General features: G+C 55.9%; 29 protein-coding genes. 26 read left to right on the top strand and 3 right to left on the bottom strand.

Annotation, left to right across the window (positions count from 1 at the left end; all coding sequences use genetic code 11):
• The first annotated feature begins 1,023 nt into the window (after positions 1-1,023).
• From C0557_RS21850 to C0557_RS21805, 10 genes are all read left to right on the top strand, one after another.
• Entirely contained in the window at positions 1,024-2,184 is a 1,161-nt protein-coding gene (locus C0557_RS21850; protein WP_208661022.1) for a site-specific integrase, read from the top strand.
• Between the two features lie 291 nt (positions 2,185-2,475).
• Positions 2,476-3,327: a plasmid transfer protein gene (locus tag C0557_RS21845; protein ID WP_208661014.1), complete on the top strand. Its 852-nt coding sequence runs from the start codon at positions 2,476-2,478 to the stop codon at positions 3,325-3,327.
• A gap of 17 nt (positions 3,328-3,344) precedes the next feature.
• The gene (locus tag C0557_RS21840) at positions 3,345-4,058 is read left to right on the top strand and encodes a TIGR03759 family integrating conjugative element protein (protein WP_208661012.1); all 714 of its coding nucleotides are present in this window, start codon (positions 3,345-3,347) and stop codon (positions 4,056-4,058) included.
• Complete coding sequence (locus C0557_RS21835) at positions 4,037-4,642, top strand: transglycosylase SLT domain-containing protein (RefSeq protein ID WP_208661010.1); 606 nt, start codon at positions 4,037-4,039, stop codon at positions 4,640-4,642. The genes C0557_RS21840 and C0557_RS21835 overlap by 22 nt, the downstream gene beginning before the upstream one ends.
• On the top strand, positions 4,639-5,172 hold the full coding sequence (locus tag C0557_RS21830; protein WP_208661008.1) for an integrating conjugative element protein: 534 nt from the start codon (positions 4,639-4,641) through the stop codon (positions 5,170-5,172). The genes C0557_RS21835 and C0557_RS21830 overlap by 4 nt, the downstream gene beginning before the upstream one ends.
• Positions 5,172-5,816, top strand: a complete 645-nt coding sequence (locus tag C0557_RS21825) for a restriction endonuclease (protein ID WP_208663090.1) — start codon at positions 5,172-5,174, stop codon at positions 5,814-5,816. The genes C0557_RS21830 and C0557_RS21825 overlap by 1 nt, the downstream gene beginning before the upstream one ends.
• 15 nt (positions 5,817-5,831) lie before the next feature.
• Positions 5,832-6,206 (top strand): hypothetical protein, encoded by a 375-nt coding sequence (locus C0557_RS21820; protein WP_208661006.1) that lies wholly within the window; start codon positions 5,832-5,834, stop codon positions 6,204-6,206.
• Positions 6,207-6,209: 3 nt separating this feature from the next.
• Entirely contained in the window at positions 6,210-6,986 is a 777-nt protein-coding gene (locus C0557_RS21815) for a hypothetical protein (RefSeq protein WP_208661004.1), read from the top strand.
• Positions 6,983-9,100: a type IV conjugative transfer system coupling protein TraD gene (traD, locus tag C0557_RS21810; protein ID WP_208661002.1), complete on the top strand. Its 2,118-nt coding sequence runs from the start codon at positions 6,983-6,985 to the stop codon at positions 9,098-9,100. The genes C0557_RS21815 and traD overlap by 4 nt, the downstream gene beginning before the upstream one ends.
• Positions 9,081-9,842 (top strand): TIGR03747 family integrating conjugative element membrane protein, encoded by a 762-nt coding sequence (locus tag C0557_RS21805; RefSeq protein ID WP_208661000.1) that lies wholly within the window; start codon positions 9,081-9,083, stop codon positions 9,840-9,842. Before traD ends, C0557_RS21805 begins: the two co-directional genes overlap by 20 nt.
• A gap of 118 nt (positions 9,843-9,960) precedes the next feature.
• Here the strand turns inward: C0557_RS21805 and C0557_RS21800 are convergent, their stop codons facing one another.
• On the bottom strand, positions 9,961-10,275 hold the full coding sequence (locus C0557_RS21800; RefSeq protein ID WP_208660998.1) for a contact-dependent growth inhibition system immunity protein: 315 nt from the start codon (positions 10,273-10,275) through the stop codon (positions 9,961-9,963).
• A gap of 2 nt (positions 10,276-10,277) precedes the next feature.
• On the bottom strand, positions 10,278-11,111 hold the full coding sequence (locus tag C0557_RS21795) for an RNase A-like domain-containing protein (RefSeq protein ID WP_208660996.1): 834 nt from the start codon (positions 11,109-11,111) through the stop codon (positions 10,278-10,280).
• A 207-nt stretch (positions 11,112-11,318) separates the two neighbouring features.
• On the opposite strand from C0557_RS21795, the gene C0557_RS21790 reads away from it, so the two are divergent.
• The 13 genes from C0557_RS21790 to C0557_RS21730 all read left to right on the top strand — a co-directional run bounded on the left by C0557_RS21790 (position 11,319) and on the right by C0557_RS21730 (position 21,219).
• The gene (locus C0557_RS21790; protein ID WP_208660991.1) at positions 11,319-11,636 is read left to right on the top strand and encodes an RAQPRD family integrative conjugative element protein; all 318 of its coding nucleotides are present in this window, start codon (positions 11,319-11,321) and stop codon (positions 11,634-11,636) included.
• Entirely contained in the window at positions 11,627-11,872 is a 246-nt protein-coding gene (locus C0557_RS21785; RefSeq protein WP_059012690.1) for a TIGR03758 family integrating conjugative element protein, read from the top strand. The genes C0557_RS21790 and C0557_RS21785 overlap by 10 nt, the downstream gene beginning before the upstream one ends.
• 12 nt (positions 11,873-11,884) lie before the next feature.
• Positions 11,885-12,250, top strand: coding sequence for a TIGR03745 family integrating conjugative element membrane protein (locus C0557_RS21780; RefSeq protein WP_208660989.1), 366 nt, complete (start codon positions 11,885-11,887; stop codon positions 12,248-12,250).
• 9 nt (positions 12,251-12,259) lie between these two features.
• Positions 12,260-12,634: a TIGR03750 family conjugal transfer protein gene (locus C0557_RS21775; RefSeq protein ID WP_059012686.1), complete on the top strand. Its 375-nt coding sequence runs from the start codon at positions 12,260-12,262 to the stop codon at positions 12,632-12,634.
• Positions 12,631-13,275: a PFL_4703 family integrating conjugative element protein gene (locus tag C0557_RS21770; RefSeq protein ID WP_208660987.1), complete on the top strand. Its 645-nt coding sequence runs from the start codon at positions 12,631-12,633 to the stop codon at positions 13,273-13,275. Before C0557_RS21775 ends, C0557_RS21770 begins: the two co-directional genes overlap by 4 nt.
• The gene (locus C0557_RS21765; protein WP_208663088.1) at positions 13,275-14,183 is read left to right on the top strand and encodes a TIGR03749 family integrating conjugative element protein; all 909 of its coding nucleotides are present in this window, start codon (positions 13,275-13,277) and stop codon (positions 14,181-14,183) included. The genes C0557_RS21770 and C0557_RS21765 overlap by 1 nt, the downstream gene beginning before the upstream one ends.
• Positions 14,180-15,700, top strand: a complete 1,521-nt coding sequence (locus C0557_RS21760; RefSeq protein ID WP_208660985.1) for a TIGR03752 family integrating conjugative element protein — start codon at positions 14,180-14,182, stop codon at positions 15,698-15,700. The genes C0557_RS21765 and C0557_RS21760 overlap by 4 nt, the downstream gene beginning before the upstream one ends.
• Before the next feature lie 11 nt (positions 15,701-15,711).
• On the top strand, positions 15,712-15,972 hold the full coding sequence (locus C0557_RS21755; protein WP_208660983.1) for a hypothetical protein: 261 nt from the start codon (positions 15,712-15,714) through the stop codon (positions 15,970-15,972).
• Positions 15,959-16,375 carry a TIGR03751 family conjugal transfer lipoprotein gene (locus tag C0557_RS21750; RefSeq protein WP_193405121.1) on the top strand — a complete coding sequence of 139 codons (417 nt, stop codon included), beginning with the start codon at positions 15,959-15,961 and terminating at the stop codon, positions 16,373-16,375. Before C0557_RS21755 ends, C0557_RS21750 begins: the two co-directional genes overlap by 14 nt.
• Complete coding sequence (locus tag C0557_RS21745) at positions 16,375-19,173, top strand: conjugative transfer ATPase (protein WP_208660981.1); 2,799 nt, start codon at positions 16,375-16,377, stop codon at positions 19,171-19,173. The genes C0557_RS21750 and C0557_RS21745 overlap by 1 nt, the downstream gene beginning before the upstream one ends.
• Before the next feature lie 11 nt (positions 19,174-19,184).
• Positions 19,185-19,589 carry a hypothetical protein gene (locus C0557_RS21740; protein WP_208660979.1) on the top strand — a complete coding sequence of 135 codons (405 nt, stop codon included), beginning with the start codon at positions 19,185-19,187 and terminating at the stop codon, positions 19,587-19,589.
• 192 nt (positions 19,590-19,781) lie between these two features.
• The gene (locus C0557_RS21735; RefSeq protein ID WP_208660977.1) at positions 19,782-20,855 is read left to right on the top strand and encodes a type II toxin-antitoxin system RnlA family toxin; all 1,074 of its coding nucleotides are present in this window, start codon (positions 19,782-19,784) and stop codon (positions 20,853-20,855) included.
• Complete coding sequence (locus C0557_RS21730; protein ID WP_059010602.1) at positions 20,848-21,219, top strand: type II toxin-antitoxin system RnlB family antitoxin; 372 nt, start codon at positions 20,848-20,850, stop codon at positions 21,217-21,219. Before C0557_RS21735 ends, C0557_RS21730 begins: the two co-directional genes overlap by 8 nt.
• A 15-nt stretch (positions 21,220-21,234) precedes the next feature.
• Here C0557_RS21730 and C0557_RS21725 read toward each other — a convergent pair whose 3' ends face one another.
• Entirely contained in the window at positions 21,235-21,468 is a 234-nt protein-coding gene (locus C0557_RS21725; RefSeq protein WP_208660975.1) for a PerC family transcriptional regulator, read from the bottom strand.
• Between the two features lie 131 nt (positions 21,469-21,599).
• Between C0557_RS21725 and C0557_RS21720 the strand changes: the two genes are divergently transcribed.
• The 3 genes from C0557_RS21720 to C0557_RS21710 all read left to right on the top strand — a co-directional run bounded on the left by C0557_RS21720 (position 21,600) and on the right by C0557_RS21710 (position 25,555).
• Positions 21,600-24,011, top strand: coding sequence for an ATP-binding protein (locus C0557_RS21720; RefSeq protein WP_208660973.1), 2,412 nt, complete (start codon positions 21,600-21,602; stop codon positions 24,009-24,011).
• Positions 24,012-24,179: 168 nt separating this feature from the next.
• Positions 24,180-24,587: a TIGR03757 family integrating conjugative element protein gene (locus tag C0557_RS21715; protein ID WP_208660964.1), complete on the top strand. Its 408-nt coding sequence runs from the start codon at positions 24,180-24,182 to the stop codon at positions 24,585-24,587.
• Positions 24,584-25,555, top strand: coding sequence for a TIGR03756 family integrating conjugative element protein (locus C0557_RS21710; protein WP_208660961.1), 972 nt, complete (start codon positions 24,584-24,586; stop codon positions 25,553-25,555). Before C0557_RS21715 ends, C0557_RS21710 begins: the two co-directional genes overlap by 4 nt.
• Position 25,556: the final 1 nt, after the last annotated feature.

Below are 25,556 nucleotides of genomic sequence, written 5' to 3'. Positions count from 1 at the left end.
CAGGAACTTCAAAAGTGATTGAGCCAGATTTTGACCATTCAGGGTTGTTATCATTACCGTAAGACACTGTTACCCCATTAACGATTCCTGATAAATTCCATGTATTTACGCACGCCCCATCTTTTACTGAGCGTGAAACAATAGAGTTACCGCCCTGGGCATAAACAGTCATCGTTGTTGTTCCTGAATTGTATCCGTTGTACTGCGAATCAAAGGTACCTACATAGCTATAACTACCGTTGCTGACATTTCCCCGCCACACACCGGATTGACAGTGAGATTGAACTTTAATTTGTGGCACATATTGCAAACACGGTTAGGCTCTCACGGGGGCAAGCAGCGGCCCATCCATTTCCATTTGGATTTGACCACTTCAACCTTTCTGAACTTCCGGGGTCACATTGCGCTCCTCCTCCGGTCAAATACTCATTATTTGCACAACTAACAGAGGTGCTTTCATAACCTGAGTTTTGTCTGATAATTGTACTGACTTTGCTTTTTGCCCACACACCGGATTGACAGTTAGCTAAAAGGGCAGCAATACGCATCAACGTGCTCATCGTCAACATAGGATGGAATCTGAAACCAACGTACAGATTGAACAATCCATCCAGTCGGACATGAGGCTGTTTTATAACCACCAATATCATCATTGGCATTTGGAGCTGAGACCCATTTACAGGACGAATTATTGATTTTACCGGCACCCGTCCACNCACCGGATTGACAGTTTTTTCAGAAGCATACAGCCCGGCAGGTGGCTTCACCATTGCCGACGTTTGCTCCTGTTAATTGCCATGTACCATCGCCATTACGGCTCACCTGGCAAGAACGCCAGTTATTGTAGTCGTAAGATGCTTGTGACAGGGCACAAAAAGCATAATTTCCAATGTTAATAGTCTGTCCTTGTCTGACTGTTTGAGAGAATGAAACATTACCAATACCGCCGCCTTTCCACGCACCGGATTGACAGTGATGTCAGGCGCTAATGTGATATCTTTCCTGATTTTTCAGGGGAGTACGATGGCAGTCAGGAACCGGATAAAAAAAATGCCGCTGGCAAAGGCGCTGGACAAATACTTCAGTGCTGTCTCTGTCCATAAGCGTGGGCATCTTCAGGAGTTTTACCGCATCAACGTGATAAAACGATCTGCGCTGGCGTTGAAGTACATGGACGAAATTACCTCCGTGGATATCGCTGATTATCGGGATTTACGACTTAACACCGTCAGCGATCGCACCGGGCGCACTGTCAGCTCCAATACAGTCAGGCTTGAACTGGCACTCCTTTCGTCCCTTTATAACCTCGCCCGTATTGAGTGGGGAACCTGTTCACACAACCCCGTCGAGCACGTCCGTAAACCCTCCGCGTCTCCCGGTCGTACGCGGCGTCTGACCTCTACTGAAGAACGCCGTATTGCGCGCGCGCTCCGCCAGAAAAATCCGCAGCTTCTCGCTATTTTTCATCTGGCACTGGAAACGGCCATGCGACAGGGTGAAATTCTGTCCCTGCGCTGGGAATTTGTGGACCTGCATCTGGGAATTGCCCACCTGCCTCTGACTAAAAATGGCACAGCCCGGGATGTGCCTCTTTCATGGAAAGCCAGGCAGGTGCTTAAAGAGTTTGCGGGGCCGGTGTCAGGGCCTGTTTTTGACTACACCTCGAATGGATTCAAAAGCGCCTGGCGGGTGCTGCTGGCTGAGCTGGAAATTGAAGATCTCCATTTTCATGATCTGCGTCATGAGGCGGTCAGCAGGTTGTTTGAGCTGGGCACGCTTAATGTCATGGAGGTGGCGGCGATTTCAGGACATAAGAGTATGAATATGCTGAAACGCTACACACATCTGCGGGCAACCCAACTGGTCAGTAAACTTGATGCACGCCGTCGGCAGGCACAGAAGCTGGCTGCATTGTTCGTCCCCTATCCGGCGGAGATTATGGAATCAGGTGGGATGATCTCTGTACGTTTTACTGACCTGGAACATCCGATTATTACAGCCTCAGATCGCTGTGAGGCACTGAAAAATGCTGCATCAGATCTTTTACGCATTCAGGCGCTAGCGGCGCGAGCAGGTAAAAGACTTCCACCTCCCGGTGAGATAAGTGTACGTGACCCTCACCGTATACTTATTAATCCCTTTTTGAAGGGAGATGAGGTGGCGGATATGTTCAGCAGAACCTGAAGAAAGGGATAATTTTGTACAGATCAATACTAGTCCGATAATAAAAATGCATATCCAGAGTTTTATTCCGCGGCCGGGAAAACGGTCGCGTTTCTTTACTGTTCAGAACAAAGAGGGGCCGTAACCAACTGAAATAATGCTAATAATCACCTCCATCACGTACGCAATGATCGTTCCCCGGAAGCAGAACCCGGAAATCTTCATAAACGGTTGATGAGTTAATCATCGTCATTCTCCGCCTGTTTTTGCACCTTATGGCCGTTCTGCTGTGCAGCCATAAGGAATCTCAGTATGTCACTCAGTCATGCCTCGCCCGACGAGCTCCTTCCGGAAACGCCTGACCCTCAGGAAAGTGCCCGGGAAGTTCTGCCCGACGCTGCAGGTTTACCCCGAAAGCGGTTTCCCTTAAACGCGCGTAAGTTTCTTCGTAACGGCGGTATCGTCCTTCTCACCCTGAGTCTGGTCGGTTCCCTGAGCGCGCTGATTGTCATGGGCCGTTCTATGTCGGATCTGACCATCCGCGTCAACACGCTTGATGCCGCATTTCGCAGCGGTCAGATAGGCCAGCTCACCTCAAATGTGTCAGCGATGGAAGAACGCCTCAAAACGCTGGAACAGCAGGTTTCCACGCTCGCATCACTCCCCGCAGCCCTGCAGTCGGCCGGTAATGAGCAGACTGCCCTGAAGGCAACCGTCAGGCAACTTCAGGAAGCCGGCAACAGCGGCAACCAGGCGGTTGCTCAGTTGCAGACACGCGTGAGTTCACTTGAACACGACGTTCAGCAGTCTTCTGTTGCGTTGGGTGAGATCAACCGACAGCTTGCGCAGAAAACCACAGAGCCTGAAAAGCCCCGAACCGCACCAGAGGCCGCTAAAACCCGAACGGCGGGCACTGCAAAAAAGATTAACCGGTCAGTCAGGCGAGTGGTGACTCAGGTTGCACCGTTTGTACTGACCGGCATTGAACGCCGGGGTGGTCAGACCTTCGCCGTCGTCATTCCCCGTGGTGCCTCGCAGATATCAGCCATGCGACTGCTCTCACCGGGGGACACCATGCTCGGATGGACGCTGAGGTCAACGGAGGGCAGCCATGCGGCTCTCTTTGTCGTGAACGGCAGCGAACAACGGCTGCAGACCGAATAATCGGAGATGAATCTGTGATGAAAAGAACATTACTGGCAGTGCTGTGTCTGGCTCCGCTGATGACCGGCGCAGCCACGGTTCAGACGCCGTCAGCGCAGAGCAGCATGTCATCACTTCAGGAGTCGGCGACCGGTGTAATGAACCCGCAGCAGCAGGCCCAGCAGTGGGGACTGTCAGACAGCGACTGGAGCCGTTATCAGACACTGATGAAAGGCGAGCGCGGCATCATGTCACCTGGGCTCGATCCGCTGACAGCACTGGGCGTAGAGACCGATAACAGTGCGGAACGTCGTCGTCTGGCAGAGCTCTGGGTCAGGCATGAATACCAGCGCAGCGAGAAAGAACTGGCCTTTCAGCGGGAAATCAATGCCGCCTGGTTGCGCCTGTATCCGGAGACCCTTGCCGTCAATCTGGGCAGCAATGCGGCGGGCCTCGCACATGACACACAGGGGCGTCTCGCCCTGTTTGTTAAGGAGAACTGCTCCCGGTGTGATGCTCGTCTTGCTGCCGTGCTGGCAGATAACCGGCCGGTTGATATTTATCTGGTCGGCGGTAACAGCGATGAAGCCGTGAGGACCTGGGCCATCCGTCACAACATTCCGGTGGAAAAAGTCCGTAGCCGCCAGATAACGCTCAACCAGGACGGAGGACTCTGGCTGCGTTACGGACAGGGCCAGATGCCGGTCATTCTGCAGCAGGGGGAAAACGGATGGCAGCTTGCCGCTTTCTGATGATGGCCTCAGCACTCCTGCTGGCGGCCGGAGTCGCCCGGGCAGCTGATTTACAGGTCATTCCTGATGCCTACAGGCAGATCGCCGCAGCTGAGCGGGTGCCTGCCGAGTCGCTGTATTCGCTGGCAATGGCCGAAAGCACGCGTAAAACCGCCTGGGGAGCGAAACCGTGGCCGTGGACGATTAACGTGGCGGGCAAGGGATACCACTATGAGACGCGGGAGGAGGCCTTCTCAGCGCTGCTCGGGTTTATGCAGCGCTGGCCGCTGAAGAACATTGATGTGGGTGTGGCGCAGGTGAACCTGGGCTGGAACGGGCACTTTTTCCCGACGTTCCGCGATGCGTTTGACCCGTACACCAACCTCCGCGCGGCTGCCCGTATCCTGCGGGCATGTTATGACGCCCGGCCCGGCAGTTGGCTGCAGGCGGCCGGCTGCTATCACCACCCGGCGGGGGGGCGTCACGCCGCGACCTACATGGCCATCGTGCGTCGCAAACTCAGTCAGATAGCGACCGCAGATACGCCGTTACGCAGCGAACAGCCCGTCACACTTGCCACCCTTACCTGGATTGAACCGCAATGAAAACACTTTTCCGTCAGACCCTCACCGTCAGCATTTTTGCCGTCCTGCTGACCGTTGCCTTCAGTGCAGGTGCCGCGCTGATCGTGGTCGGTGATCTCGGAGGCGAACCCGCCGCTCCGATCTTTGATGCTGTAAACGCCGATCCGGGTAAGGTGCCGGCCAACACTGCTGCACTGCCCCCCCCGCCGCCGCTGTCCCTGTCCATATCCGATATGCTGCCGGTCAGCACACCGGAAATGTCACCGGGTACTGTCGCCGCCCGCCCCCTGAACCTGCCCGGTATGCCCCCGGTGTTTGTCGTGGGGGATGATGCATTTTCCCGTCAGTGGCTGACGCAGCACGCTACAGTCCTCAGCCGCATGCAGGCAACCGGCATGGTCATCAGCGTCAGGGATGAGCAGGGATTAAATGCCCTGCGTCAGCTGGCGCAGGGTATGCCGATGGTGCCTGTCAGCGGCGGCGATCTGGCCCGCCGCCTGGCGCTGACCCATTACCCTTTACTTATCACCGCAACAGGAATATCGCAGTGATGCCGGTCTCCCTTATCGCTGAGCTGCTGAGCCAGCACCGGGGGCTGTTTGCCCTGACACTGGCGGGGACTGTGGCGCTAACACTCATGGTATTAAGACCGCGCACGGTCAGCCAGCGTCGGCATCGCCGTTATCAGAAACAGGCTGCCCGGGCGCTGCTTCGACTGCCACAGCTGCGTGACGAGGCAGCCCGGACAGTCTGGCTGCGTAAGATGAACCCGTATGTGTTCGAGGAGATGCTGCTGACGGCGCTCTCCCGACAGGGCCTGCGTATACAGCGTAATGCCCGATACAGCGGTGATGGTGGCGCAGACGGGAAAGTCTGGATCAATGGCCGTTGCTGGCTGATTCAGGCCAAACGGTACAGTGCTACCATCAGCGCGGCGCACGTTTCGGCATTTGGACTGCTGACAGAGCGCGAGGGGTATCCCGGGCTGTTCGTTCACACCGGCCGTACCGGCGAGGTCAGCCGGGAGGCCTTTCGCCGCTATGACGGCATCATCCTGATCAGCGGGCAGCGCCTGCTCTGGCTGCTGGCCGGTGACCGGCGATGGATGGACACACTCAACAAACCGCCACACAGCCCGGTCATCAGACAACGCGGCCGGAAAGAACCGACACCATCCCCGATCATCCGCGATTAAAAAAGGAACGTTACCATGCGCAAAATACAGTATTCCCTTACCGAATTCATTTATGACCAGCTCACTTCTCACAGGGCAAAAACGGCATGGATGGCTTTTTGTGCTATCGCACAGTTATTGATCAGGATATTTATTCTGCTTCCTCTCATTATCTTCTGCTGCCTGGTGTTCGCGGTGCTGACCACCGTGCCGGTTGCGGTCTTTATCAGCCCGTCATTTACCCCGGATGTGCTGGCTCAGGGCATATTACGGGTGATGCACCTGCTCCCCGGGGCGTATACCCCGTTGTGCGTTGCCGGTGCGCTGTTTGAGCTGGTTTACCTGATCCGCCGCTTTACTGTCCTCCCCGATTTCTGGCCGGATGACGCGGCTCAGGGAAAAGGGAGGTAAGCGATGGGCGATTTTCTGGCGAGAACGGATGCTAACCCGCCGCACTGGTCGGGGGATATTATCGGCAAATGGGATGACCATAAGTTACGTCTGCACAGTGGTTTTCTGCGCCGGCATTACTGGACCGACCAAGGCAGTATCAATGTGTTCTGCATAAAAGGCACCGACCATCCTGACTATCAGGGGCTGACGTGGCAGGAGTTTCTGCACCGTGGTAAGCGCATGGACCGGAATATTCCGATGCTGGAGCGTAATCCGGGTTACTACCTGGAAACGGAACGTAAAAAGCCTTCCATGTATTACAACAGCTATGACGGCATTGACTGGTATGTCGGCGCTGACGGCAATCACCGCAGCGGTCTGGCCCGGTTTCTGTTTCATGAGCGCGAAATGGCGTATCTGCACGGTGTGCATCTGAACCATTATGAATTCAATGAACCCCTGCTGACCTTGTATCTGGCGCTCCGTGAAGAACTGAGACAGCATGCGGCACAGGGTTTTCACATGGACCTGAATGTCAACCGCGTCCATCGCGGTCGGGAGGATACTGCAGGCTGGAAAACCGATATCTATTCAACGTCGCTGTATTTCAGTGTGGGGGCCTGGTGCAGGGAACACGCTGACAATCTGGAAATCAGCGCACTGGCTGTACCGCGTGAATTTTCATGCCCGGATGAGGGATGGCAACTGCTTGTGTCTCTGATGGCATGGCGGGATAAGCGTACCGCAGCGAAACGTCCCGGTTTTTTCAGCCGGCTGACCTGCCGGGGGCGTGCATGAGCGATCGCTATGTTATGGAGTCCCTGCTACGCCCGGCCGTGGAACTGTATTCCGCGACGGTTGCGGCCAGTGCGACCTGTATCTGCCTGACCGCCCCCTGGGCGGTGGCACTCGCACCTTCCGTAAGCTGGGTGACGGCTGCCGGTTTTGGCGTGCTGGCCCTGAAGCGCACCCGTCAGGGCATGAAAATCCTGCGTCACCGCCGTAATATCCGCCGTCTCCCCCGTTACGTGCTGACCAGTGAGCAGATACCGGTCAGCCGGCGCCATCTGTTTCTGGGCAGGGGGTTCCAGTGGTCGGCACGCCATACCCAGCGGCTGAGGGAGGCGCGTCGCCCGGAGTGCGAAATCTATGTGCAGCCCTCGGTGCTGTACCGCATGGCGCGCGAAATGGAAAAAAAGATGGAGTACAGCCTCCCCTGGCTGTGCCGGCTGACCCGCACGGATACTGCGCTCAACCCTTTTCGCCCTTTACCCCCGGTCGGCGGTAGCCCGGTATATCACGGTGTCGAGCCTGATGAAACTACGGTCACTTATGATCTCGGTGAACGCGTCGGGCATATGCTGGTTATCGGCACCACCCGCGTGGGCAAGACGCGCCTGGCAGAGCTGCTTATCACTCAGGATATCCGTCGTAAAAACGCTTCAGGCGATCATGAGGTGGTCATCGTGTTTGATCCTAAAGGCGATGCGGATTTGCTCCGCCGGATGTACGCGGAGTCACACCGCGCGGGGCGTCAGGATAACTTCTGGGTATTTCACCTCGGCTGGCCAGATATCAGTGCCCGCTACAACGCCGTCGGACGATTCAGCCGTATTTCTGAGGTGGCCTCCCGAGTGGCTGGCCAGCTCTCCGGGGAGGGCAATTCAGCAGCCTTCCGTGAATTTGCCTGGCGGTTCGTCAATATCATCACGCGCGCGCTGGTCGCTCTCGGTCAGCGCCCCGACTACGGCCTCATTCTGCGGTATGTGACCAACATCGGTGAACTGTATGAGACCTACGTGGATAACCTGCTGAGCGAAAAGGCCCCGCAGCTGATGAATACGGCAGAGGCCATGATGCAGAGCGGGATCAGCGATAAAGACCTGCCGCGTCATCTTCAGGGGCGGCCCAACGGCGTGAAAATCTGGGTGTCAGAGCAGGTGCTCGGCAGCCCGGAAGGGAAAAAGCTCTGGGACCCGGTGCTGGATGGCCTGCGCAGCGCTGTCCAGTACGACCGCACATATTTCGATAAAATCGTCGCGTCACTGCTTCCCCTCCTGGAGAAACTCACCACGGGTAAAACGGCCGCGCTTCTTGCCCCCGACTATACAGACCTGGACGATCCGCGCCCGATTCTGGACTGGCACAACATCATCAAGTCACGCGGCGTGGTGTATGTCGGCCTCGATGCGCTGTCCGACCCGGTGGTGGCAGCAGCAGTCGGTAACAGCATGTTCGCCGACCTCGTGTCAGAGGGTGGACATATCTACAAGTTCGGTCTTGGTGACGAGGATGAAGGTAAATCTGCAAAGGTGGCCATCAACCTGCACTGCGATGAATTTAACGAACTGATGGGGGATGAATTCATCCCCCTTATCAACAAAGGAGGCGGTGCCGGTTTTCAGGTGACTGCGTACACCCAGACACTTTCCGATATTGAGGCACGCATCGGCAGTACGGCCAAAGCGAATCAGGTGGTGGGCAACTTCAATACCCTGGTGATGCTGCGCGTGCGCGAAAAGAACACCGCCATGCTGCTCACCGATCAGCTCCCGGAGGTGGACGTCTATCAGAAAACGCTGACATCCGGCGTCACGGATGTCTCCCGGCCCGGCGAGGGCACGGATTTTAACAGTAACGTCAACGACCAGGTGAGTCTGGTTAAAGTCCCGATGATAAGCCCCGCCGACATCATCAACCTGCCGAAAGGTCAGGCCTTTGCGCTGCTGGAAGGGGGACGACTGTGGAAAATCCGCATGCCGCTGCCGGCGGATAATAACGATCCGCATATGCCAGCCAGCCTGAAACATCTGGCCGACAGCATGGAGAAGAATTACCACACCGGTGAAACCTGGTGGACCGGTGGTGACATGGCGTATGCGGGAGGACCGGATGTCACAGCAGGGCAGTGAAAACGGGCAGCGTAGTGCACCGGCAAGACAGCGACAGTCCGGTCCGGTTGGTCTGCTGCTCTGGGATTTTCCGGTAAGCCTTATCGGCATATTGCTGGGATCACTTCTGGTCAGTCTGTTGATTGAGTATGCCTGTATCGCGCTGTTATGGCCGGATGAGGGAGCCGCCCACAGCTACCAGGTTATGGTGGCAGAAAGCCGGTGGCTGTCAGAGGGGTATACCCGCAGCCTGCTGATGGCCGCACCGGTTGAGACAGTCAGCCGCTGGGTACATGTTGCCTGGCAGTGGCTGTTCGTGGACAGCGGATTCAGCGGCTGGCTACAGTCATTTAAATCCCTGAATGAAAAAGGCAGCGGGCTTATTCCGGCGCTGAACGGGCTGGGTGCTTCACTGGTGAGCTGGCTGGATGTGTACCTTCAGGCCACGGTCTGGGTCACATTGATTTTCTTCATTCGGGTGATGATCCTGTTTCTCAGCCTTCCGCTGTTTGCCCTGGTCGTGATTATGGGTGTGGTGGACGGGCTGGTCAGGCGTGACCTGCGGCGCTACGGGGCTGGCTATGAATCGAGCTTTGTCTATCACCACGCCAAACGTTTTATCAAACCCGCACTGTATGGCCCCTGCATGCTCTATCTGGCATGGCCCACTGCAGTGTGGCCAAACCTGCTGTTACTGCCATCTGCATTGCTGGTAGGTGGTGTGCTGGCCGTGGTTACCGGCTCGTTTAAAAAATATATCTAGCGAAATGGCCCGTAGTACCGTTTTCGGGACAATGCCCGGAAGCCCGCAGCTGGTGCGGGCTTTTTTTTGGATAAAGACTCAGAAACACAGTGTATTCGCTTTGATTAGATCTTTGAACCTAATCGCCTTCATCAGATAGTGCGAGGCTGACTTTATCTCTGACAAGAGATAAGAATTCACTCGCGGTGGTGCCCCAGAGTTCCGGGCCAAAGTCGTATTCATAGCGTTCATCAAAGTCTTTTTCTACATCGTCGGATTCTGCAATAAAGAGGTCAATGTCGGCCAGTAAAGCATGCTTTTGTCCCTTGTGGGATGCAGCAATGTAAGCATCAATCTTGGGTTCAATTTCTGTGCCCTTGATAATGAGATCGTGGTCCTGACCGAAGTAGATTTTGACCAGATCATCAAGTTCGCTGATGTTAATTCTGTCCATCTTCAGATATCCGGGAATGCGGTGAGAATAAAATAAGGTTTTCCATGCCATGTCTGAAAATCAAGTATTACCCGAACTCCATAGCATGGTTTAACCTCCTGTGATCCGCGTTTGATAATTATGCCTGTCTGCTGAGCAAAAGCACGGTTAAGGCGCATTCTTGCCGGCAGTCCTGGGGGAGCGTGTTTTACCCACATTTCAATCTGATGCTTATTGTCTCTTAAAACTTTTGAGATCAACTGTTCAGCCTCCCTGGTTGATCTGAAACTGCTCGTTGCGCGCAAATCCGGATTTGCGGCGAGCCGTGCCATCAGTTCCTCCGGCGTTTTACCAATGTGCCGTTCCAGCGTGTGTCCGCCCGGAGTCCGGCCGGACAGGGATTCGTGCTCTGCAAGGCGTATACGCCCCCCGCGGATCGCAGCAACACGTACCGCACCGGCTGCAAGCGCAAAACCCATCGGTATCGCCAGATCGACAGTCATACCGACCTTCATCGCAGTATCTTTGTCGGCCCAAAGTGATTCAGCGAGCGCGACCGCAGAGTTATAGGTGTCTGTATTGGTCTGACGGCCTGTCCATATCTGCCGGACAGAAGCCTGTATGGTATCGAGGCTGTGAGTACCGACAAAAACACATCCTGCTTTTGTGATCATCGTGGGCTCAGGCACAACGCACAGGGCACCGGCGCCAAACATTTCAACCACACCGCCAGCCAGCCCCAGTCCACCGAACAGGCGATTACTGAGGGTTTCCCCTTCGCTGATGCTCCGGTCCGACAATACCGCCGCCATCTGCACCGGCGACATGGCCACCCTCAGTCCGTATTCATTGTCCATACAGCCACACTCCCTTTAATTATCCTGAAAGAAGTGTACCAGTATTGCTGTTATTTCGGACAGGTCGCGGTTTTTTCGACGTCACAGGCGATACCGGATTCAGAGGATTCCGGCATTAATTTTCGCTGACACATAAAGATTTTCCTGCTGTAAGCCCCGCCGCTTTGCGTCACTCTCCCTGCGACCAGTTAACCGGAGAGCCGCAGAATGCGTCACACCAAATCCTTAATAGCACTGCTGATCGCAACGCTACCCGTACTGCAGTGTCAGGCCTCGGAGAAAGACGAGCTGGCGCTGGTCATGCGTCAGCTGGACCAGGTGCAGGCCGGGCTTGATCGTGCGCGTGTGGTAGCGGATCAGAACCAGGACGCCCGATTTTATTTCGACTATCAGCAGGCCACGCGCGATATCAGTACCATGAAACAGGGTATCTCGACCTATCTTGAACCCTCCCGGGCGCAGCCCGCTTCGCGTCAGTCTTCTGTAACAGGTCAGTACCGTGCTGAGGAGCCGTCATGGCGATGAATGGCTCACAGCTGAATGGCTGGAGCGCTGGCACCGGCAGCAGTCTGACACCTTCACAGCTGAACATCCTGATCCTTGGCACGCTTGCGGTTGTCATTCTCCTGTTCAGCGCCTGGGCACTGGTACAGGCCTACCGCGGTCTTCCCACAAAATCCGTCTCGTTTCGTCAGTTTACCGAGCTTGCCGTTCGCCTGGTGGTGCTTTACCTGGCAATGCTGTTTCTGTTTTTCCACTGAAAGGACAATCAAATGAAATCCATGTTACTCAGGCTTTATCGCGCCACATTCACCCGGGCAAAACATCTGATGCTGAGCGGGCTGTTGATTACCGGTAATGCGCTGGCCGATCTCCCCAGTGTTGAACAACCCACTACCGGCGGCGGTGGCGGGACGTACAACACCATGATGGGTTACGCCAAAATGGGTGGTCTCGCACTCGGCTTGATTATCTGCGTGGGCGCCTTTCTTGCCGTTGCACATGCTGTCATCACGTCTTTCCATGATATCCGCAAGGGCAAAGGCTCATGGACAGAATTTCTGCTTTACGGCGTGGTCGGCATCATTCTTATCCTTATTGTTATTTATCTGGCGACCAAAGCCTCTGACATCCTTTAAGGAGCGAGTATGGCCGTCATCGACTTCCTGCCTGACAGACTGAATAACCCCCCCGTAGTGTGGAAAGGATTCACCTCGGGTGAATTCCTGCTGGCGGCCATCATCGGCGTTATTGCCGGTATACCGCTGGCGGTGCCGCTGGCACTGGTGCCCTTTATCGGCTGGCTGGCCTTTCCCACCTGCATGCTGCTGATGCCGTTATTCGTCATCTTCTTCGGTGGCGGCTGGATAGCGGGATATAAGCGCGGTAAACCGGAGAATTATATCTGGCAGCGACTGGAAGAAATTCGCTGTCGTGCCCGCCTGTCCCGAACCATGATCCTCGAAAGTCGGGCATGGGAGATGAGACGCACCACAGCGATGAAACGCGGGGGGCAGTCATGAGTCGCTTTCGTAACGGTATGACCGCACGAGACAACCACATTTTTTCCCTGCGTATTGCCTGCGTACTGCTCTTTGCCGGCATGCTGGTGACCGGTATCGGCTGGATGCGCGCGCCATCCGAACTCACCATTCATAACCCACCGGATTTGCGCTCCGGTAGCACGCGTAAATGGTGGGAAGTGCCGCCTTCCACTGTTTACAGCTTTGCCTTCTACATCTTTCAGCAGCTTAATTCCTGGCCCAAAAATGGCGAGGTGGACTACCCGGCGAAAATTGCGCAGATGAGTCCTTACCTGACACCGTCCTGCCAGGACTTTCTGAACAAAGATGCGGAGATGCGTAAAAACAGCGATGAGCTGCGGGACCGCGTGCGCGTGGTGTACGAGATCCCGCGACGGGGTTACAGCAGTCGGAGCGTCACCATCCTCGATCAGGACCACTGGATTGCGCAGCTCGATCTCGTGGCGGACGAGTATTACCACACCGAACCGGTCAAGCGCGCGCTGGTCCGCTATCCCATGAAAGTGGTGCGCTGGGAAGGTGACCCCGAGCGGAACCCTTTCGGGCTGGCGCTCGACTGTTATGCGTCCACGCCGCAGCGGCTGGAGGCCATTTCGCTGCCTGACCCGGAGAAAAAATGATGAAGAGCCAGGTGAAAAAATGCGTTCTTATTCTGCTCGCCGGGCTTGCGATGTCTGGTGCAGCGAAAGCCGTTGAGCTGATGAAGTGGGAGCGCATCCCGCTGCAGGTGCCCCTGACCGTGGGGCAGGAGCGTATCGTTTTTGTGAATAAAAATGTAAGGGTAGGATTTCCCCCGTCGCTCAACTCTAAGCTGCGTATTCAGAGCACCGGCGGCGCGGTGTATCTCGATGCCAGCGAAGCCTTTCCGGTGACGCGGCTTGAGTTGCAGAACAAAGAAAACGGGGAACTTATCCTGTTGGATGTATCAGCCGCACCGGGTAAAACCACGCGTGAACCGGTCAAAATTGTCTATGACGGCGAAGTGGCCACTGCAACCGCCAGCGATAAACAGTCCGTCAGCAGCGACGGAGACAGTACCGGCCGCAATGCTCAACAGGCTGATACGGAAACCACAAAGCCGGACCGTAAGCCCGCGAAACTGAATGCACCGCTGCCGGTGGTCCTGACCCGCTATGCGGCTCAGAATATGTACGGTCCGCTGCGTACGGTTGAACCGGTGCCGGGTATCAGCCCGGTGTCACTGAAGCTGCCTTCCGTCATCACCACACTGTTGCCTGCTGAACCGGTCACCGTCACGCCGATGGCGGCCTGGAGTCTGCAGGGCAGTAGCGTCGTCGCGCTGCAGGTCCGTAACCGTTCTGCAGGCAAGGTCATTCTTGATCCCCGAGTGCTGGAAGGCCAGTTCGTAACGGCAACGTTTCAGCATCGCTGGCTGGGGCGCGCGGGCACACCCGAGGATACAACCGTTCTCTATCTGGTGACGGCCGGTCGCCCGGAAGGGGCCTTCATTGCAGAGCCACCCTCGCTGCAGCCCGCTGACGGACGTAAACGGAGAGCGAAAAAATGAAGGCACCCTCCTCAAATCTTCTCGTGAAAGTCGCCGTTCCGGTGGTACTGGCCAGTGCGGTGGTGGTGGGCGTGAAATCCTGCTCAGGGGGCGGAAATCAGTCGGCTGCGCCTCATAATGCCAACAATGTTGCGCTTAAGGACCTGTCCCCGGAAGACCTCAAAGCGCTGGGTATTGAAGGAGACACCCCACAGGACACACTGCGCACGGTGGTGGGAAATTTCCGCAAAGTGCAGGACCGTCTCGATGCGCTCGCGGATGATAACAAAAAGCTCAGTGACGAAAATAAAGCCCTGAAAACAACCAACAGCAATGTGGACACGCAGATTAATCAGGCTGTAAGCAATGCCCGCTCTGAGGAGGCGCAGAAGCGTCAGCAACTGAGCGCTCAGGTCACCGACCTCAGCGCGCAGGTTAAGCGGCTGATGGATCAGCTACAGAACGGCGGTGCCGGAACGGAATCAGGAAAAAGCAGCAGTGCCGGCAGTGATATTCCTGTCGGGCTGGGCTACGACAACGGACTGAACACCGGCCCCCCCGGCGCATCGCCCTCCCCGGATGGCCTGCAGTGGGTTGAGCCAAAAGACGGTATTGCCGTGGACGCCAGCGGCCGGCCGGTGACCGACAGTAATAAGAGTAACGCCACCGGCTTCTCCTTTGCCACGTCATTTGGTGATGCCGGAGATGCAGGCAGGCAGGCCGCAGGGAAAGCGACAGCGGCGGTGCAGACTCAGCTTACCGATGCTCAGAAAGCGACTGACCCGGTGTATACGCTTCCCGAAAATTCAACGCTTGTCGGGAGCCGCGCCATGACCGCGCTGCTGGGGCGTATCCCCATTGATGGCAAAGTGACAGACCCCTATCCCTTCAAGGTGATGATTGGCAAAGACAACCTGACGGCAAACGGCATCGAGCTGCCCGACGTGCAGGGAGCCATTGTTTCCGGTACGGCGACGGGGGACTGGACGCTGTCCTGCGTGCGCGGGTCCATCACCAGTATCACCTTTGTCTTTACCGACGGCACGGTGAGGACACTCCCGTCACCGGATGGCCAGAACAGTGGCGGCAACCAGAACAGCGGTAACGCGAACGGCAATAACAGCAGTATCGGCTGGCTTTCAGATGATAACGGTATTCCCTGCATCTCCGGGACGCGCAAAAGCAATGCCTCGACGTACCTGCCTACTATCGCCGGACTGGCCGCCGCAGGTGCCGCAGGGGATGCCTTTGCCCAGAACCAGAGTACCACCCAGACCAATGGTTATGGAGGCGTGACCTCTACGCTGACCGGTGATGCCGGTCAGGCCGTGCTGGGTAAAGCGCTCTCCGGTGGCATGCGGGAAACGATCGACTGGGTGAAGGCCCGCTACGGCCAGACGTTTGATGCCATCTATGTGCCACCGGGTCAGACCGTGGCACTGCACATCACGCGCCAGCTGGCCATCGATTACGAAGAAAAAGGCCGCAAAGTTAAATACGACTTCAGCCTTGCCGGCAGCGGCACGGGTATGGACTGACGGAGATTCCGATGCAAAACACTAATCTTGAATACCGGGTGGGGTATGCCCCTCTCGGTGGGCGGCTGTATGCCGGCTTTGTCAGAAAAGACAACGGGAAATGGGAGGGCCAGCCTCACGATGTGACGGACTGGGCCATGTACTCCGTCGGGCAAAAACTTGCCCGAGAAAACAACGATATGCTTTTTCCGTTACCTGACGGGCGCATTCTGCGTCTGTCAGCATATATTACTGATCCTGAAGGGGAGGAGGTGTCTGATGCGCAGCGGTAACAGCCTTTCTGTCCTGTTTTCAGTCACCGCTTTGGTTCTGCTGCTGACCGGTTGCAGCACGTCAAAAGATGAGATGCTGCCGCCCGGCGACAGCACCATGCTGGAGCTGTGGAACGATGGCGCCTCCGCAACCCATGCAACCGGCGAGAGCCGGACCACCCTGCGCCGCCCGGTCACTGATAGCGAACGGGTTATTTCACAGCAGACGCGGGACAGCTACAGTCGCACCCAGGAGAACGAAATCCAGCAGACGTTTCCGCGCCTGCCCAATCCCGATATGGTGATGTACGTGTTCCCGCATCTGGCCGATGGCAATACGCCGGTGCCGGGCTACAGCACGGTTTTCCCATTCTACAGCCAGGTGCAGTATGCGTTGCCCGGTGAGCGCACGGAGGATTTGTGATGGCTTTTTCTCTTTTCCGTCGCAGGGCCGAAGCGAAGGCAACGCACCAGTACGGTGACGGGCCGTTTTCCGTTAACGGCCATGAGCCGCTCACACGCGAGGGTCGACTGACCCGAGGTGATGAAGCGAAGCTGTATGATACGGCCCCGTCCATTATCGATCATATCCCGTGGGGAGAGTATCTTCCGGAACATCAGTGCATTCTGCTCGATGACGGCGTCTCTGTCGGGGCCGTTTACGAAATTATTCCGGTGGGCACCGAGGGGCGTCCGGATTCACGGCTCGATGAAGTCCGCGATGTGGTGGAAAACGCCCTGCAGGACAGCCTGCCGGAGCTCGACGCCCATCAGTGGGTGGTGCAGTTCTACTGTCAGGACGAGTCAGACCTGACCGCGTATATGGATAAAATCCGCGGATATGTAAAACCACGGGCGCAGGGAACCACCTTTACGGAAGCCTGGCTTAAGGAGCAGGCTCGTCACCTTGAGAATGTGGCGACTGAAAAAGGGCTGTTTCTTGATGATGCCGTCACCGGTGCGCCGTGGCGCGGTCAGATACGACGTACGCGGATGGTCATATACCGCTGGGTTGAATCACCGTATCGTGACCCGATGGCACCTGAAGTGCTGCTGAAGCAGGTGTGCGATCGCCTTACGGCCGCGATGAGCGGAGCTGGTATACAGAACCAGCGGCAGAACGGCGAACAGATCCACAACTGGCTGCTGCGCTGGTTCAACCCGGAACCAGAGTGGGTGGATAAGGCCACTCTCTATCGCTGTGCCAGACATACGGATGATGCCCCGGGCGAACTGCCGTTACTGAATGATTTCAGTGAGAGCCTTTGGTTTACACGGCCCCGGAGCGATGCTGAAAAAGGCGTATGGTGGTTTGATGATGTGGCACATAAGGCCGTGCCGGTGGCCCGCCTGCGTAACGCACCCTCAACCGGACACCTGACCGGTGAGGTGAAACGCGGCGATAATATCAATGCCATCATGGACCTGTTGCCGGAGGGCACCGTACTCACCCTGACGCTGGTTATCCATCCTCAGGATAAGCTGGAGGAAAATTTTGCCCGTCTGAGCCGCGACTCAATGGGCGAGAACGTGGATTCGCTGCGTGCCCGGGAGGATGCGGCAACGGCGCGAACCTACCTCGGTAACAAGCATAAACTGTACCGTGCTGCCATTACCCTGTTGATTAAAGCTCGTGATCTGCCTTCACTGGACAGACGCTATCTCGATCTCAGCAGCAAGCTGCTCAACTGCGGTCTTGAGCCGGTCAACCCTGAGCATGATATCGGGCCACTCAGTACCTATATGCGCGCCCTGCCGATGTGCTTTAACCCGGCGCAGGACAGACATCAGTGGTACACGCGGCTGATGTTTGTGCAGCATTTTGCCTGCCTGGCACCGGTGTACGGGCGTGATACCGGCACCGGCAATCCGGGCTTTACGTTCTTTAACCGCGGCGGTGGCCCGCTGTCCGTCGATCCCCTGAATAAAAATGACCGTACGCAGAACGCACACAAACTGCTGTTTGGCCCCACCGGCGCCGGTAAATCAGCCACAGCACTCTGTGAGCTGGCACAGATGATGGCCATCTACCGGCCACGTATTTTTCTGCTTGAAGCCGGTAACAGCTTCGGGCTGTTCGGCGATTACTGCAGCTCGCTCGGGCTGTCCGTGCATCGACTCAGCATCAAACCCGGTAAGGCCATCTCGCTGGCGCCGTTTGGCGATTCGCATCTGCTGATGCAGGCAAAACCGGATGAACTCATCATCAGTGAAGATGCGCTTCCCGATATTGATGACGATGAGGATAAAGATGAAGAGCGTGACGTGCTGGGTGAGATGGAGATTGCTGCTCGCCTGATGATAACAGGTGGCGAATCGGCTGAGGAGCAGAGGATGACACGCGCCGATCGAGGGATGATACGCGAGGCCATCATGATCGCCGCCCGTACCGCTTTTGAGGCTGATCGACAGATGCTGCCGGAAGACCTGATGTTTGCGCTGCAGAATATTGCGCGGGATATCAGTCTGGGTGAGGATGGTCGTGAAAAACGCACTCCCGCCCGCCGGGCCCGTGCGGAGGAGATGTCGGAAGCATTGCGGATGTTTACTGAAGGATTTGAGGGGGATCTCTTTAACCGGCCTGGTACGCCGTGGCCGGAGGCTGACGTGACCATTGTTGACCTCGGCACACTGGCCCGTGAAGGCTATGAGGCACAGATGGCGGTGGCTGTGATTTCGCTGCTTAATACCATTAATAATATCGCCGAGCGGGAGCAGTACAGCGATCGGGATATTATCGTGCCGATTGATGAGGCACATATTGTGACCGCGAACCCTCTGCTGGGTCCTTACGCGACTAAAATAGTGAAGATGTGGCGTAAGCTCGGTGCCTGGCTCTGGCTGTTCACTCAGAACCTCGCTGACTTCCCGGATACGGCCAAAAAAATGCTCAATATGGCGGAGTGGTGGATTTGTCTGGTAATGCCTCCTGACGAAGTGGAACAGATTGCGCGCTTCAAAACGCTGACGGATGAGCAGAAGACGATGCTGATGTCTGCCACCAAACTCCCTAAAAAATATACAGAGGGTGTGATTCTGTCGCGTAAGGTTCAGGCCCTGTTTCGCGCCGTTCCTCCGAGTCTGTATCTCGCCTTAGGTATGACAGAAAAAGAGGAAAAAGCTGAACGACGGCTGCTTATGGATGAATTACAGTGCAGTGAACTTGAGGCTGCGTTTCATGTTGCGCGCCGGCTTGATGAAAATCGCGGACTGAGTATCTGACAGGAGAATCCATGAAAAAACTGACTATGGCGCCGCCAGTGGTCGTACCGGACAAGGCACTGATTGCTTCTGTCATTTTTACCGTACCACCGCAGGGTACAGCATCCATCGGCCAGTCTGACAGTGTATCGCTGGAGATACTGCATCGCGAAATTATGAAACGCCTTGAGAAGCCGGTACTGTTTTCTGTATACCCGCATCGGATTGGCCGTCGCAGTTGCGTGGCCGTGCACCTGACTGATGTGAATGAAAAAAAACTGGATATTCTGATTACCGTGACGGGTAACACCCTGTGGCCAGGTGAGGCTGAATTCAGAAATAGCCTGCGCTGGAATATCTGTGTATCCGATGCCACCGACCTGCTGTGGGTGCTGAAAGAGATTGACAGAGTCACCGGCGGGGAAATCTGCAGTTAAACAGGACCTGCGTGTTTGTCGGACAGCGTCTTTTGCTGTCTGACAAACACGCAGGCTGCGGGTGCGGGCGGCAAAGAGCCCGCAAATGATATTCAGTTTGGGGACATAAACAGGACCATTCAATCACTCTGATTAGACTACGGATATCGAATGTCGTAGAGTTTGCCGAAAACCTTTGGTGAGATTTGGCTCATGACTGTCAGGACATACACTGATTTAAATCTGGACAGGGCAACTATTGAAAGTACTTCAAGAGAATTCATTGCTCAGAAATCCTACTCCGTTCACTCTGTTGGGGCTATGCCCGGTGCCAGACCAGGTCTGAGGGTGGTATTTGCGAAACAGGGAGAGTCTCTGGCAACTGTTAACATTTTTTATAATATGGGCGGTACGTCTACAGTTCAGTATCTGACTGGAGCCAATCAAAACCTTGGAAAAGAACTTGCCGATCATCTGTACGAGACGATCAATCCTGCTGAATTCGAAAATGTAAATATGGTGTTAGAAGGTTTTGTTGAACAAAGCGTTTTATCTGTGCTTCAACTATCGGCGGAACAACCGCATATTGAATTCAATGAGTATGCTCGTAACGTACATACCATCGTATGGAAGATTCACTCCCCACAATTCCAGGATGAATTGACCGTGAGTCTCCACTGTAGACACGGGAGACTCCAGCTCCAGGGGCGACCATTATCCTGCTACAGAGTATTTACGTTCAATCTATCGGAATTGCTCGACTTAAAGGGCCTGGAAAAAGTCCTCATCCGTCAGGATGATGGCAACGCATCTATCGTTCAGAAAGAAGTTGCACGATCGCACCTTGAGTGTGTTATGGGCAATGCTTATCCCAAAATGGACAAAAGTGTTGAAAAATTGCTCGTTTCAGGGCTCTGTGTTAAACTCGCCAGTCCTGATTTGCCTGATTACTGCATGTTGTTTTACCCGGAACTGCGTGCAATAGAAGGTGTTTTAAAATCAGTTATGTATCGGTTTGGCATGCCGGTAACACAAGACGGTTTTGGGCCTTACTTTGATAAAGTTCAGACAAGGTTCATTCTGAAATCACAGTATGTGGGTAGTATTGCAGTAGCGGGTCACGATCAGATCATCAATGATGCCTATACTTTCTTTAACAGAGAACGCCATAGCCTGTTTCACATGGAAACCGCTGTTGATACAAGTCGTATGATTTCGGATATCGCACATCTGATGACCAAATCCACACAGGCGTGGGGGATTATTAAGGATTTGTATAGTGTTTGAAATTACTGGAATTAACATTTCAGAATCGTTGAAGGCTGTCGTTATGGCGACTGGTTATGAGAACCCTTTGTCGTCAATTCGCGAAATTGAGACAAAACTTTCCTGTGTGCTAGGCAGTGATGATAACGGTGAAATCCTTTTTGATCTGACCTGTTCCAACGGCCTAGAGTGGAATCGCTTTGTTTCACTCCAGATGACGCACGGGAAGATTATGTTAAATACAGCTAGGATTATCAGTGAGCATGAAATTCCTGAGCAGATCCTGATAAAACAGCTGTCTGTTTTACGTAACCATCCAGAATATGTTGAAGAGTCAGTATTAACCCCAGATAACGTGCGCCGTGTTTTCTCTCTGGTGCCATAACGAAACGTATTAGCCTCAATACCCCTCGTTGTAGCGACTCTGAATTTTATACAACCGCCGTGTTTCACTCCGTCGCCCGTCCGGCGGTACGCTCGCGGCCATGTCAATGCAACGCTCCCGACGGCGTGCAATGGCTTCCCGCTCGGTATCATCAGTTGCCTGATCCATCACGGCCAGCCACCGGCGGGCGGCGCGTCTCCACTGCCCCCGGCCCTCCAGTAATTCAGCAATACTGTCTTTCAGTTCCATATTTCTCCACCGGCATTACGGCTGCCTGAACATTGCCGGTTATTCTTCCACAGACGTAATCACAGTTCTTTATTTAAGCCTTCACGCACATCAGGAAAATTCCCCTGGTACCCACAATCCGGAGTCTTCTGATGCGCTATCCCTTTGAACTTGATCCGCAGATTATCCACCACATCATCTACAGCCAGGCCGGCTCCATCGGCAAGGCCGTCATTGAGCTCATCATGAACAGCGTCGATGCCGATGCTGGCACGGTGATCATCAATATTACCCCGGAAGGCTTCTGCTGCCGGGATGATGGCCGCGGTTTTGCGTCATACGACGATGTTAAGCGCTACTTTGGCCGGTTCGGCACTCCGCACCAGGAGGGAGATGCCACTTACGGCCGTTTCCGGCTGGGCCGTGGTCAGATTATGGCACATGCCCGGACGCTGTGGCGCTCTCAATGCTGGCAGATGTCCGTCGATACGCGCGAAATGGGGTATCACTATGATCTGGAAGAGATCACTGATTCGGAACAGGGATGCTTCATCAGCGGTGAATGGTATGACCCGCTCAGCAGCCAGGAGCGGATGTCGTGTCTCCAGGAAATCCGTGATCTGGTGCGTTATACGCCCGTCACGGTGCACCTCAACGGCACCATCATTACCCGTAATCCGGCGCTGGAAACGTGGGATGCAGAGGACGATGAGGCCTGGTATCGTCTCCGGGAAGACGGCGCTGTGTCGGTTTACAATCAGGGAGTCCTGGTGCGCCACGACCCGGGTCACATCTGGGGCGTAGGCGGCCTTATCGTCAGTAAAAAGCCGATCGCACTGAACGTCTCACGCACCGAAATTCTGCGCAAGACCTGCCCTGTCTGGAAATCGATTGCCGCCCGGTTTGGTGAGCTTGCCGCATCCTTTTCTGACAATCAGGGTAAGCACCGTAAAACGGAAGCCCGACGGGAGAAAACGGCCCGGGCGCTGCTGTCGGGTGAGGGGGATATGCAGAGTCTTTTCAACGGCGAAGAAGTGATAACCCTGCTGCCGGGAAAACAGCACGTCACGCTTGAGCATTTCATCCGTAAATGTTGCCATTATCCTTCTGCTGTGGATAAAAACTGCTTTACCCTCGCACGGTATGCCCGCCATGTCCCGCGGGGAGAAATCATTGCCCGCGCTGGTATCGCACCTGTGGTGCATCCGGTCACGCTCACCCGCTTTGGTTGTCATGAACCGGAAGAATTCATGGAGTGCCTGAGCCGCATAAGGTCCAACCTGGTCGCGTACCGGGAGCAGCTCTCCGGTCAGCGGCTGTGGGGTGGTGGCTGGAGAGAGGAGCTGGCTCTGATCGACTTTGAAGCCCTGAGTGCAAACTTTATTGACCGAACACAGATGGTCAGTGAGAAAAATCTTGATAAGGAAACACGCCGGGCCTGGACGGCGCTGCGCTGGTGCCTGGCCGAATACGCTGTTGTCTGCTCGGGCGGCGAGGCGGGTTATCAGTCGCGTGCGTACGGTGGCATTCGCTTCCAGATCCTGCTGGGTGAGTCCACGTCGGCGGATGCCTGGACAGACGGTGAAACCTATATCGCTTACAACATTGATATTGTTCGCAGGCTGAAGTCTGATGCGCTGTGCACCGCCAGCCAGCTGTTCAGCCTGACGGAGCACGAGGTGGCACACCAGGGCGACAGCCTGGACTGTGGCCACGATGAAGCCTTCTACCAGCGCTTTCATGATATCAGTACCCTGTGTGCCCCCGACCGTCAGCGCTATATGCACGTCTGGCTGATGAAGTACACCACCAGTCTGGAGGCGGAGGGAAAACGTGCCACCGGTACGGCCTGGCGGGAGCGGTGGCTGGCCGAGCGCGCAAGCACCGGCCGGGAGAAAAAAGGACTCCCGGGCGTCATCAGTAATGAAGGCGCTGAGGCCGCCATCAGTGCACAACCTGAGCCGGAGGATGCTGCCCGGCTCAGTTTTCTCAACCGGCAGCTGAACGGTGCGGGCACTGCAGCACCGGCGGAGACTGACTGGAACAGCGTGGTGGCGGAAGGAATTGAGCAGGCTCTGAAAAAACAGGCTGCATGGCTTCTTCATCAGCAGGAACGGGAAAATGAACTGCGCAACAGGGAGCCGGGGGCAGACGGTGAAGAGTATGAAGACATGTTACAGGAACATGAAGAAATGGTATGTGAACAGCGGGCGCGTTATCTGACGCTCCTGCCCGGTGCGACCAGTGAGCTGCTGACCGATGCGATAGTCTGCTACCTGTATTTCGACACGCGTTCAGAAGAAGAGGAGCTCGATGCCTGGGCGCGACGAACCTGGGAGAAAGGTTCGTCGCGCCCGGTTAACCGCTGTGAAGATACCACGCCTGAGGCCTTTTTCCTCGGTGCAGAGGAAGAAGACCGAGAGATACCGGCATCGTGGCAACCGCTGATGCAGGAAGGCGAGACGCGATGGAGCATCAGACGTAATGCAGCTGCGGCCGGATTTATCAATGAGATGGATTATCTGGAATGGCGTAGCGACAGCGCCGCCGGCGAGCCCTCCTGACGGTGCAGAATTCCGGTTTTGTCAACCGGCCGGAGGGTGCAGATTCTGCGTTCTGTCAACCAGCCAGCCCGGTTAATAAATTATCAGCACCGGGCTCATAGTTAATTACTGACCGGCATTGCCATTGAACGCACCCTGAGCGGGTTACTCACTCAGGGAGTGTTCTCCATGAAATTACCCGTCTGCTGCCTCGCAGCATTATTCCTTACCGCCGGCGTTCGTGCCGGCACCGTCATTTACACCGACAGCGGCCATCCGGTCACAGGCAATCCCGGTCCTGACGTGACCGTCATTCTGCTGGATGCGCCTGACCGGCTGCAGGCTGAGCTGTTCGGCCCGCTGCCGGCTGACCCGGTACAGGCTGAGCAACAGGCGCGCGCAGTTATCAGCTCACCCGGTTTTCAGCAGCGTCAGAAGGACCTTGCTGCAACGTATGCCGGCCTTACGCACGCCTGGTCTCTCGGTCTTGAGAAATACCCCGCCGTGGTGTTTGACGATAAATGGGTGGTCTATGGCACCACCGACACCGGTGTGGCCACGCAGCGTCTGAGCGCATGGAAGGAGACTGCACAGTGAACATGGCACTCTCCCGTCCGCGCCGGCTGGCGCTCGCCACGTTACTGGCCTGCACGGGCACGATGGCCAGCGTCAATACTGCAGGCCTGCTTTCCAGCGCCGCCAGCCCGGACTGTATCAGCTGGCGCATCAGTGGCATCTGTTACTGGCTTTTATGCACCCCGTTCGGCTGCTCGGTGAAAACCTCCGTGAAGGTCACCCATTTTATCCCGGAGGCCGTGGTTTCGGCCTACCTCAGCCCGGGCGCCAATCCCTGGACGGAGATGTCGGCCGTCAGCAGCCTGGCCGACGGCACGGAAAGTGCGCTGCTCGGCGGTGCTGCAGGTGTGGCCACCGGCGGTGGCCGCCAGGAGATGAAAGCTCCCGGCGAACGCAAGCAGAATCTGCACTTTTACTATGGCGATGCGTATGGCCATCCGGCCACCAGACTCATCGGCGGCATGGTGCCGGGGTATTCGTGCGACAGTGCCGCCACGCCTTTCGCGCCGTACTTTACCAGCAGCCTCGATGCGCTGGTCTGGCGCACCGGCGTGCCGGAATCACTCTACCCGGAGGCGCTGATACCCGGGCAGCGTGAAATCGGCAGCACCACTTCCGGCGATATGTGGGGCAACGTCTACCCCCGCAGCGGTTTTGTCACCCAGACCGACAGCTACAAATCGGCGGCCATCGTGGTGCAGCGCGTGGCCGACATTATCACCCGTCCGGGGCAACTGCATGTCTATAACCCGCTGACCGGCCAGCGTTCCCCCGGGTACTGGCCGCCCGACCCGGTACAGGAAAACACCGGTACAAAAAATCACAAGTGGCAGCGACTGTCTCCGCAGCTGACGCAGAGCTGCGCGGTATTCCCGGATACCGGCGGTCAGATTGCTGAGGACGGCAACTATGCCTGGGCACTGTGGCAGCCCTACAGCTGCTGTAAGCGTCGCGGCCAGACCTTCCTGTACAGCACCGACTTCTCCTGAG

This window comes from Kosakonia sp. MUSA4, from assembly GCF_013085925.1.
GTDB lineage: Bacteria > Pseudomonadota > Gammaproteobacteria > Enterobacterales > Enterobacteriaceae > Kosakonia > Kosakonia sacchari_B.
The sequence above is the reverse complement of the archived record's forward strand: the minus strand, read 5'-3'. Positions and strand labels throughout refer to the sequence as shown.

Bases quoted from the DNA above. Each gene is read 5' to 3' on its own strand.
- C0557_RS21850 (WP_208661022.1), top strand. From the start codon at position 1,024: ATGGCAGTCAGGAACCGGATAAAAAAAATGCCGCTGGCAAAGGCGCTG.
- C0557_RS21845 (WP_208661014.1), top strand. From the start codon at position 2,476: ATGTCACTCAGTCATGCCTCGCCCGACGAGCTCCTTCCGGAAACGCCT.
- C0557_RS21840 (WP_208661012.1), top strand. From the start codon at position 3,345: ATGAAAAGAACATTACTGGCAGTGCTGTGTCTGGCTCCGCTGATGACC.
- C0557_RS21835 (WP_208661010.1), top strand. From the start codon at position 4,037: ATGGCAGCTTGCCGCTTTCTGATGATGGCCTCAGCACTCCTGCTGGCG.
- C0557_RS21830 (WP_208661008.1), top strand. From the start codon at position 4,639: ATGAAAACACTTTTCCGTCAGACCCTCACCGTCAGCATTTTTGCCGTC.
- C0557_RS21825 (WP_208663090.1), top strand. From the start codon at position 5,172: ATGCCGGTCTCCCTTATCGCTGAGCTGCTGAGCCAGCACCGGGGGCTG.
- C0557_RS21820 (WP_208661006.1), top strand. From the start codon at position 5,832: ATGCGCAAAATACAGTATTCCCTTACCGAATTCATTTATGACCAGCTC.
- C0557_RS21815 (WP_208661004.1), top strand. From the start codon at position 6,210: ATGGGCGATTTTCTGGCGAGAACGGATGCTAACCCGCCGCACTGGTCG.
- traD (WP_208661002.1), top strand. From the start codon at position 6,983: ATGAGCGATCGCTATGTTATGGAGTCCCTGCTACGCCCGGCCGTGGAA.
- C0557_RS21805 (WP_208661000.1), top strand. From the start codon at position 9,081: ATGTCACAGCAGGGCAGTGAAAACGGGCAGCGTAGTGCACCGGCAAGA.
- C0557_RS21800 (WP_208660998.1), bottom strand. From the start codon at position 10,275: ATGGACAGAATTAACATCAGCGAACTTGATGATCTGGTCAAAATCTAC.
- C0557_RS21795 (WP_208660996.1), bottom strand. From the start codon at position 11,111: ATGGACAATGAATACGGACTGAGGGTGGCCATGTCGCCGGTGCAGATG.
- C0557_RS21790 (WP_208660991.1), top strand. From the start codon at position 11,319: ATGCGTCACACCAAATCCTTAATAGCACTGCTGATCGCAACGCTACCC.
- C0557_RS21785 (WP_059012690.1), top strand. From the start codon at position 11,627: ATGGCGATGAATGGCTCACAGCTGAATGGCTGGAGCGCTGGCACCGGC.
- C0557_RS21780 (WP_208660989.1), top strand. From the start codon at position 11,885: ATGAAATCCATGTTACTCAGGCTTTATCGCGCCACATTCACCCGGGCA.
- C0557_RS21775 (WP_059012686.1), top strand. From the start codon at position 12,260: ATGGCCGTCATCGACTTCCTGCCTGACAGACTGAATAACCCCCCCGTA.
- C0557_RS21770 (WP_208660987.1), top strand. From the start codon at position 12,631: ATGAGTCGCTTTCGTAACGGTATGACCGCACGAGACAACCACATTTTT.
- C0557_RS21765 (WP_208663088.1), top strand. From the start codon at position 13,275: ATGAAGAGCCAGGTGAAAAAATGCGTTCTTATTCTGCTCGCCGGGCTT.
- C0557_RS21760 (WP_208660985.1), top strand. From the start codon at position 14,180: ATGAAGGCACCCTCCTCAAATCTTCTCGTGAAAGTCGCCGTTCCGGTG.
- C0557_RS21755 (WP_208660983.1), top strand. From the start codon at position 15,712: ATGCAAAACACTAATCTTGAATACCGGGTGGGGTATGCCCCTCTCGGT.
- C0557_RS21750 (WP_193405121.1), top strand. From the start codon at position 15,959: ATGCGCAGCGGTAACAGCCTTTCTGTCCTGTTTTCAGTCACCGCTTTG.
- C0557_RS21745 (WP_208660981.1), top strand. From the start codon at position 16,375: ATGGCTTTTTCTCTTTTCCGTCGCAGGGCCGAAGCGAAGGCAACGCAC.
- C0557_RS21740 (WP_208660979.1), top strand. From the start codon at position 19,185: ATGAAAAAACTGACTATGGCGCCGCCAGTGGTCGTACCGGACAAGGCA.
- C0557_RS21735 (WP_208660977.1), top strand. From the start codon at position 19,782: ATGACTGTCAGGACATACACTGATTTAAATCTGGACAGGGCAACTATT.
- C0557_RS21725 (WP_208660975.1), bottom strand. From the start codon at position 21,468: ATGGAACTGAAAGACAGTATTGCTGAATTACTGGAGGGCCGGGGGCAG.
- C0557_RS21720 (WP_208660973.1), top strand. From the start codon at position 21,600: ATGCGCTATCCCTTTGAACTTGATCCGCAGATTATCCACCACATCATC.
- C0557_RS21715 (WP_208660964.1), top strand. From the start codon at position 24,180: ATGAAATTACCCGTCTGCTGCCTCGCAGCATTATTCCTTACCGCCGGC.